Source organism: Ectobacillus panaciterrae DSM 19096 (assembly GCF_000430785.1).
GTDB lineage: Bacteria > Bacillota > Bacilli > Bacillales > Bacillaceae_G > Ectobacillus > Ectobacillus panaciterrae.
In genome coordinates this window covers 138,052-145,927 of record NZ_KE387247.1, presented here as the reverse complement: position 1 = coordinate 145,927, position 7,876 = coordinate 138,052, and the positions used below count along the sequence as shown (strand labels likewise).

The 7,876-nt window shown below is 46.0% G+C and carries 8 protein-coding genes; all 8 read right to left on the bottom strand.

Annotated features, from left to right (window positions below):
* On the bottom strand, positions 1–74 hold a 74-nt coding region (locus H540_RS35745; RefSeq protein ID WP_155891142.1), incomplete at its 3' end, for a helix-turn-helix domain-containing protein.
* A 306-nt stretch (positions 75–380) separates the two neighbouring features.
* On the bottom strand, positions 381–572 hold the full coding sequence (locus H540_RS32655) for a CobW C-terminal domain-containing protein (RefSeq protein WP_245592350.1): 192 nt from the start codon (positions 570–572) through the stop codon (positions 381–383).
* A gap of 44 nt (positions 573–616) precedes the next feature.
* The gene (locus H540_RS0124775; protein WP_028402846.1) at positions 617–1,939 is read right to left on the bottom strand and encodes an MATE family efflux transporter; all 1,323 of its coding nucleotides are present in this window, start codon (positions 1,937–1,939) and stop codon (positions 617–619) included.
* A 233-nt stretch (positions 1,940–2,172) separates the two neighbouring features.
* Positions 2,173–2,946 carry an ABC transporter ATP-binding protein gene (locus tag H540_RS0124770; RefSeq protein WP_028402845.1) on the bottom strand — a complete coding sequence of 258 codons (774 nt, stop codon included), beginning with the start codon at positions 2,944–2,946 and terminating at the stop codon, positions 2,173–2,175.
* Positions 2,897–3,985 (bottom strand): ABC transporter ATP-binding protein, encoded by a 1,089-nt coding sequence (locus H540_RS30855; protein ID WP_081415272.1) that lies wholly within the window; start codon positions 3,983–3,985, stop codon positions 2,897–2,899. The genes H540_RS0124770 and H540_RS30855 overlap by 50 nt, the downstream gene beginning before the upstream one ends.
* Before the next feature lie 42 nt (positions 3,986–4,027).
* Positions 4,028–4,891, bottom strand: coding sequence for a nickel transporter permease (gene nikC, locus H540_RS0124760; RefSeq protein ID WP_051317269.1), 864 nt, complete (start codon positions 4,889–4,891; stop codon positions 4,028–4,030).
* Positions 4,888–5,832 (bottom strand): nickel ABC transporter permease, encoded by a 945-nt coding sequence (gene nikB, locus H540_RS0124755; RefSeq protein ID WP_028402843.1) that lies wholly within the window; start codon positions 5,830–5,832, stop codon positions 4,888–4,890. The genes nikC and nikB overlap by 4 nt, the downstream gene beginning before the upstream one ends.
* A gap of 1 nt (position 5,833) precedes the next feature.
* On the bottom strand, positions 5,834–7,432 hold the full coding sequence (gene nikA / locus H540_RS0124750; RefSeq protein WP_245592347.1) for a nickel ABC transporter substrate-binding protein: 1,599 nt from the start codon (positions 7,430–7,432) through the stop codon (positions 5,834–5,836).
* Positions 7,433–7,876: the final 444 nt, after the last annotated feature.

Sequence of the window (7,876 nt, the reverse complement as noted above, 5' to 3'; positions counted from 1 at the left end):
CCAAAGGTTTTTGCAAGAAGAACACATTGTGCGGCTGTCGGGTAGATTCGGAACTTATACGCTTTGTTTGCCATATCATTTCACCTCGCTTTACGATTGTTTGATAAGTTGATTTTACCATAATATGTAATCGCAGACAAGAACGAACGTTCTTTAGTCTTGCGCCTAACCGAAATTCATCTCCCCCTTACCGTTGGGCTACGCCCTTCACACGCTTGAAGAGGGAGACTTCTTTCGGAAAATCGTTAAAAACTAAAACGGTTGGATTGTACTTATCCCTATTATGCATACGGAAAAAAACACCACCCGTTCTATGATATTATCCCTCTTATGTAGACAGTTTAAAAAACGCCAATACTATTGACACAAGAGGGATAATATCATTCTACAAAGCGGTGTCCCTTCACGCTATTGCTTTGCCCCTCTGCGATACAGCCTTCAAACTGCTTCTGGAACCATTCTTGATTCAGATTCTTTCCGATAAAGACCATTTCACTTAGTTTCTTTTCACCTCGTTTCCACTCACGATCGGCATTTCCGGCAAATAACATATGAAGTCCCTGAAAGACTATTCTGCGCTTTTCTCCGTTTGCATGTAAAATTCCCTTATAGCGATTCAGGACCCATCTCTTGCACTACATAACTCATCCTTCTCTTTCAAACTCGGTAAATATAAAAATAAGAACAACGATCTTCCGGCAGAAAAACAAAGAAAAGCAAGCCACAGGCGATGGTTGTTTAAGGGCTGCGGAACGGCATAGATAATAAGGCAGTACACCGTCAATGACAGCAGCATAGAATTGCGAATAGCTTTTGTTTCCGCGGCACCTGTAAATATACCGTAAAGGACGAGACCAAAGCACGCTGCAATCGGGAATAACAAAAGCCACGGACTGTACTTGAGCGTAACAGACTGGACTTCTTGACTGGAAGTGAACAACTGTATAACGTGGTCTTTTGTTATGTAATATGTTACAGTCATGATAAACACCGTTATCAATGACCACTGATAGGAAAGAGACAATGTCCGATTGTATAAGACGTGGTTTCGAGCCCCGATTGCCCTTCCCATTAAGATGCTGCCAGCATTGGCCAAGCCGTCAAAAAAGTAAGCCATGATATAGTAGATTTGAATTAATATGGCGTTCGCCGCCAACACCTCCGTCCCGAACGATGCCCCTTTTGCTGTAAAGTTGTTAAATACCGCCAGCAAACAAATCGTACGTATGAACAAGTCCCCGTTTACTTTCATGATTCTTGCCAAAGCAGACATATTAAAAGCAGCCAGTAAGCCGCCATATTTGTCGCTTGGCTTTAAATATCTGATAACCAAGGGTAAACCAATAAAAAAAGTGCTTACTTCCGCAATTAGAGTAGCGGCTGCCACCCCTTTTACTCCCCATCCAAATCCGGACACAAACAGCAAATCCAAAACAATATTGGTTATGTTCATGTAAAGCTGAAGAGCGAGAGAAGCTTTAATTTTACTCATTCCCATCAGCCAGCCAAGCAGCACATAATTCATCAGTGCAAAAGGCGCCCCCCATATTCGAATCTTAAAATAGTCGTGAGCATGCTGGAATACAGTCCTTTCAGGATTCATTAGCTCAAGAGCAGACTGACCAATCCATTGCTGACCGATTACCATAATAGCACCGATACAAATAGCCATATACAATGGACGAAAAAAGGATAGTGCTCCCTCCTTTTGATCATTCGCGCCGTGCGCTTGTGCCGCAAATCCCGATGTGCTGACTCTCAAAAAACCAAACAGCCAATAGAGCGTATTGAAAATAACACTGCCCACCGCCACTCCGCCAATGTATGAAGGATCAGGAAGCTGTCCCACTGCTGCCGTGTCAACCGCTCCTAAAAGAGGTGTTGTCACAGTCGATATGATAAGCGGTATTGCCAATGATATATATGCGCGATGCGTAATCAACTTCGTACCTCCCGTAAGCATTACAATTCTGTAAATAAGGATTCCTCGAAATCCCATAGACCGTTATTCGCATATTCCATATGCGTACTACAGATAGACATTCGAGTTTTGATAAAATTGTATGTATCCTTTCGAGCGATATTCTATCCCTTGTAAAACGTCTCTAAAAAAGCAGGCATGTTCATGTAATATGCCTGCTTTTTATTATTCGCACAATATTACTGATTGAATTATCCAACAACAGCCTCCACCATGCTGCGGGTATAAGGATGGCGGCTGCTCTCAAAGAGCGCATTCGATACAAATAAATCGACCAATTCCCCATTTTTCAGAACAGCGATGCGGTCACTCATAAATCGGATAGAAGCCATGTCATGAGAGATGAACAAATATGACATATTCAGTTCGTTCTTTAGTTCTTTCAGCAAATTCAAGATTTGCGCTTGAATCGAGATATCAAGGCTAGAGGTCGGTTCGTCGCAGATAAGCAGTTTCGGCTGCAGACTGAGCCCCCGCGCAATTGCCACACGCTGCCTCTGGCCTCCGCTAAGCTGATGAGGGTATCGATCCAATAAATTCCGACCAAGTCCTACTCTGTCCAACAATACAGCTGCCATATCCCTTTTGGAGTTCCTGAACTCGCTTAAGAACTGCGGCACTACTTCAGGATAATTTTCAAGAGGTTCAACGACTGTTTTCCAAATTGGCAAGCGCGGGTTTAAGGAGGCTGTCGGATCTTGAAATACGACTTGCACATGCTTTCGGGCATCTCTCAAAGCGCGGCCTTTCAAAGTATGAAAGTGCATCCCATTCAGAGTGATTTCCCCTTGTTCCGGTCTTTCTAAGCCAAGGATGAGTTTTGCCAATGTGCTTTTCCCGCTTCCGCTTTCTCCTACCAAGCCTAGACATTCGCCTTCCCCAATCGTAAACGAAACATCAGTCAGTGCTTTGACGTTAGCTGTGTACAATTTGCTGATTTGTTTGACTTCCAACAGCGGCTTCATGGTCTGATCCTCCTCCATTTATGACGTGGCAAGCAGCTGAGTGAATTTCTCCTACGGAATTCATGGCGGGCCTCTTCGCACATTGTTCGATGCGCGAAGGACATCTAAGCGCAAACGGACATCCCTTATCCGCAACTGCTCCAGGGTCTCCGGGAATGGTCTTCAGTTTTTCGGGCATACATGCCGTAAGCAGCGGTCTCGCTTGAAGAAGCAATTGTGTATATGGATGCTGCGCATTTTGCCGTACAATCTCCGTCGGTCCTGCTTCAATTAAGCTTCCGCCATACATAACTGCCATTCGGTCTGTTCGCTTCAACACGTGGGTCAAGTCATGAGAAATCAACAGCACGGCGCAATTTGTTTCCTTTTGCAGGCGTACCAGCAAATCCAGCACTTGCTCACTGGTCAGCACATCCAAAGCTGTCGTGGGCTCATCCGCTATGATGAGCGACGGCTTCATCATCAATGCAGCTGCCAAAGAGGCTCTCTGTAGCTGACCCCCGCTTAGCTGAAATGGATAGCTTCCATACACGCGGTCTGCTGGAAGCTGCACTCGATGCAGCCATTCGAGTGCTGTTTCCTTCGCTTCTTTAAAGCTGACCTGTTCATGGCTGCGAATCGCTTCAACGAGCTGCTTTCCTATTTTTAGAAACGGCGTAAAACTGCCTTGGTAATTTTGAAATATATAGGCGACCTCCTTGCCTCGAAGACATCTTCTCTCCTTTTCTGATAACGATCCTAATTCAATGTCATTCAGGTAAATATGGCCTTCCGTTACCTGCAGGGACTTTGGCAGCAACCCTAGAACAGCAGATGCCGTCATACTTTTCCCGCTTCCGCTTTCCCCTACAAGCCCCAGCATTTCTCCAGGGCGTATAGATAGATTAACACCTTGCACTAGCTTATTCGCGGCTTTGCCGTTATCACTAACTGATGCAATGGTCAAATCCGATATTTGCAAAACGGGAGCATTCGGACTGGACAAGTTATCCACCGCAGCAGTTTCTGTATTCTTTATATCATCTACCGTTATGGACATTACGTACCTCCTAAGAACCTTTCTCTGCAAAGCTTGATTCGTTTATTGATTTCTCAAATCCAGCGCATCCCGAAGCCCGTCCCCTATCAGATTACAGGCTACTACGACCGATATGATGGCAATTCCCGGATAGATCATCAATTCTGGAACGGTTTGAAAATACGCCCTGCCATCATTGAGCATCGCCCCCCATTCTGGAGCTGGAGGCTGAACTCCTAGACCGAGATAGGAAAGCGAGGAAATAGTCAGAATCACCTTGCCGACATCCAATGCAGCCAACACAAGCACAGGAGAAACGATCTGCGGCAGCAAATGCCGGCGCAGCAGCTTCCACGTACCGCACCCGCCTACCCTTGCCGCCAGTACATATTCTTTTTCCCGTTCCGACAAAACAATCCCTCTGACAACCCGCGCATAGCTCATCCACTTGACTAGCACAATGGACAGCATAAGGTTCATTGTGCTCGGCCCTAGAAATCCTGCGAGAGCGATTGCCAGAATAAACTCTGGTAAAGCAGTTAAACCATCGACGATACGCATCATGACTGCATCAAACCGACCGCCGATATAACCTGCTAAAATTCCAATTGGAATGCCAATCAAGATAACAGTGACAATGACGAGGGCTGTGATGCCCAGCGTCGCTTGCGCACCGATGACAAGTCTAGAAAAAATACAGCGTCCCATGTTATCTGTTCCAAGAGGGTATTTCACGCTGGGAGTAAGCAAACGCTCCCCCATATTCACCGTAAGCGGATCATTAGGTACAAAATATGGTCCAAAGAGTGTTACTAGTATAATAAGCACCAAAAGAATCAATCCGATCAGCGATAGCGGCTCTCGAATTAGCTTCCGCAAGCCGCTTTGGATAGTGTGCACCCTTGCTACGGCTGTGATTAATTTCATTGTGATGCCCCCTTTCCAAGTCGAATTCGGGGATCGATGAGACCGTAGGATAAGTCGACGAGCAGATTCACTACGACAACAAAAACGCCGGTGAATAGCACATATCCTTGAATAACGGGATAATCCCGTCCAAAAATCGCTTCCACCGCCATGCTGCCCAGTCCGGGCCAAGAAAACAGTGTTTCGATGACGACAGACCCACCCAATAGGCTGCCGATGCTCATCCCAAATACTGTGACCACTGGTAGCAATGCTGTTCGGAAAGCATGCAGCACCAAGATTCGCCACTCCGGAACCCCTCTTGCCCTTGCAGCTCGTATATTATCCTGTGACAGGCTCTCAAGAAGTCCCGCCCGCAATAAACGAGCATATACAGCAGCCATGGAAAAACCTAATGTAAAAGAAGGGAGTAGCATCTGGGACAATGTTCCTTTCCCCATCGAGGGTAGCAGCTGCAGCTTATAAGCGAAGAAGTAAATGAGCAGCAGTCCTAACCAGAAGCCAGGGATAGAAGCGCCAATGAGCGCAAGCACTCGACTGACCTGATCCGGCCACCTTCCTGGATACCGGGCGGCAATCATTCCAAGCGGCACAGAAATCAGCAACATGACGACAAGGCCTCCTGCTGTCAGCTGAATGGTTGTCGGCAGCCGCCTCAGCATCTCCTCCCAGACCGGATTGCCATTCATGTACGAATTGCCGAGATCGAGCCGGAGCAGCCTCAGCATCCATTGCCCATATTGGACGATAAGCGGCTGATCGAAACCAAGCTCTTTGTGGAGCTTGGCTTCATCGGCCTTTGTGACCATGAGCTGATCTACCTGCAAAATACTCTGTACCGGGTCTCCTGGCGCCAGCTTCATCAAGGTGAAGGTCGACACTGAGAGAAACAGCAGCACAATTACCAACTGAATCAGACGCTTTTTAACGATATGCAGCATCTTACTTCACATCCATCGCATGCGTGAGAATGTAATATTCTTCCCCTCCTGGCGCCCATCCAGCGACACGCTTATTTATACCAACGATGATGTTCGGATACACCGCGTAGCTATGCGGCACTTCCTTGTTAATCACGGCAACCGCCTCCTGTGTCAGTTGTACCCGTTTAGTAACATCGCTCGTCGCATTCAATTGTTTGACAAAATCATTAAGCTTAGGAATATTAATCTTACTCGCATTTAAAGAGCCTTCTGGCATAAATGCTGTGTTCAGGAAAAAACCGCCGTCTCCTCGTGGCGCACTCAGATTACTGTAAGTAACCATATCCCAATCCTTGTTTTCTTTTAAGTAGCTATCAACGTTCTCGACAGTTTTGATATTAACCGTGACCCCAGCCTTGGCGGCATCAGATTGCATCAGCTGTGCCATGAGCGGGAGCTCTGGTCTCCCCTTGTAGGTGATCAACTCCAGCGTGAGCGGCTTCCCGTTCTTCATCAGCTTGCCATCCGCTCCTTCTTTATAGCCGGCCTCTTCAAGCAAAGCTTTCGCTTTCTTAATATCCAACTTGACCACCGATTCCTTGCTACCGAACGGAAGCTTGCTGTTGAAGGGACCATTTGCCAGGGAAGCATGACCTAGCATAATGTCCTTAGCGACACTTTCACGATCGAGCAGATCATTCAACGCCGTTCTGACCTTCAGATCTTGCATAAGAGGCTTTTGCTGATTATACAGAATGTAATGCACTCTCAAACCAGCCACCGATTCAACCTTCAACGCTTCGTTTTTCTTGATGGAATTAATACTTTCCGCTGGAAGGTTATAGACAATATCTGCCTCTCCCGATTGTAAGGCGAGCGCGCGTACGTTTGCATCCTCGTTAAATTTAAGCGATGCTCCCTTCAACTTTGGCTTGCCCGCCCAGTATTCATCGTAACGATCAAGCATCACTTCAGCGTTCGGCGTAAACTGCTTTACCTTGAACGGACCGGTACCTACAGGGGCATTATTAAATGCTTCCTTGCCCATTTGCTTCTCCGCTTCCACGTTTACAACAGATGCGTACGGATTAACGAGCTCAGACGGCAATGCCGGATATGGCTCTATTGTCCTGATTGTCAGCGTTTGACCACTGGCTTCCATAGACTCAATCTTTAAAGCGCTGGCCAGCGCTTTGCTTTCCGCAATGCCTTTTTCAAAGGAAGCTTTAACCGCAGCCGCGTCGACTTTCTTACCGTCATGGAAGGTGACCCCATCGCGGATGATGAACACCCAAGTTTTGTCATCTTGCGCTTCCCACTTAGTCGCAAGCCATCCTTGAATGTGCAAATCTTTGTCTAGCTTTACCAGTGTTTCCGTTATGCCGGCTTTCAGCGGGGTAGCGCTGTTATGCGGGTCTAAGTCGTCGTCCTTAAAGCTTAATATTACATTAACCTTCTTGTCATTCTGTGCCGATGTTTCCGTCTTGCTCGCTTGTTTTGACTTGTCACCGCTTCCGATTCCTGCAGACGTACAACCCGCCGCTGCAAGCGACAACACACCTGCCAACAGGAGTGAAAACATCTTTGATTTGAACAAACTGATTTTCATCGTTTCCATCTCATCCTTTCTTCCACCATTCCGTAACGTTTACGATTTAGAAGTTATATATTTTACTAAGAATCTAGCTATTAAAAAGCAGAAAGAATAATCGCAAAGAACAGAGATATATGTACCAAAATGCTTGCATCCGTTAACGGTATTTTAGAAATCGTATAGAAATAGGCTAGTAGATAAAGAGCGCCCAGGACGCCTCGCAGTGCAAGTAAAGAAATGCCTTCCTTAGAAAAGGCTAATTACACCGTTTTTCATTTTCCCTCCTTATTTCGTAAAATGTGATATCTGCATACCACTATGTTGGGGCATTAAAAACGTCTAAACAATTAGCTTAATCACCTCATCATACACCTTATTAGTAAACGTTACGATTTACGAGTGAAGTTTAACACTTTATTACAAATTCGTCAAATTATTAGAATTAATCATGAACCGATTGTTTCTCTT

Bases quoted from the DNA above. Each gene is read 5' to 3' on its own strand.
- H540_RS0124770 (WP_028402845.1), bottom strand. From the start codon at position 2,946: ATGAAGCCGCTGTTGGAAGTCAAACAAATCAGCAAATTGTACACAGCT.
- H540_RS30855 (WP_081415272.1), bottom strand. From the start codon at position 3,985: ATGTCCATAACGGTAGATGATATAAAGAATACAGAAACTGCTGCGGTG.
- nikC (WP_051317269.1), bottom strand. From the start codon at position 4,891: ATGAAATTAATCACAGCCGTAGCAAGGGTGCACACTATCCAAAGCGGC.
- nikB (WP_028402843.1), bottom strand. From the start codon at position 5,832: ATGCTGCATATCGTTAAAAAGCGTCTGATTCAGTTGGTAATTGTGCTG.
- nikA (WP_245592347.1), bottom strand. From the start codon at position 7,432: ATGGAAACGATGAAAATCAGTTTGTTCAAATCAAAGATGTTTTCACTC.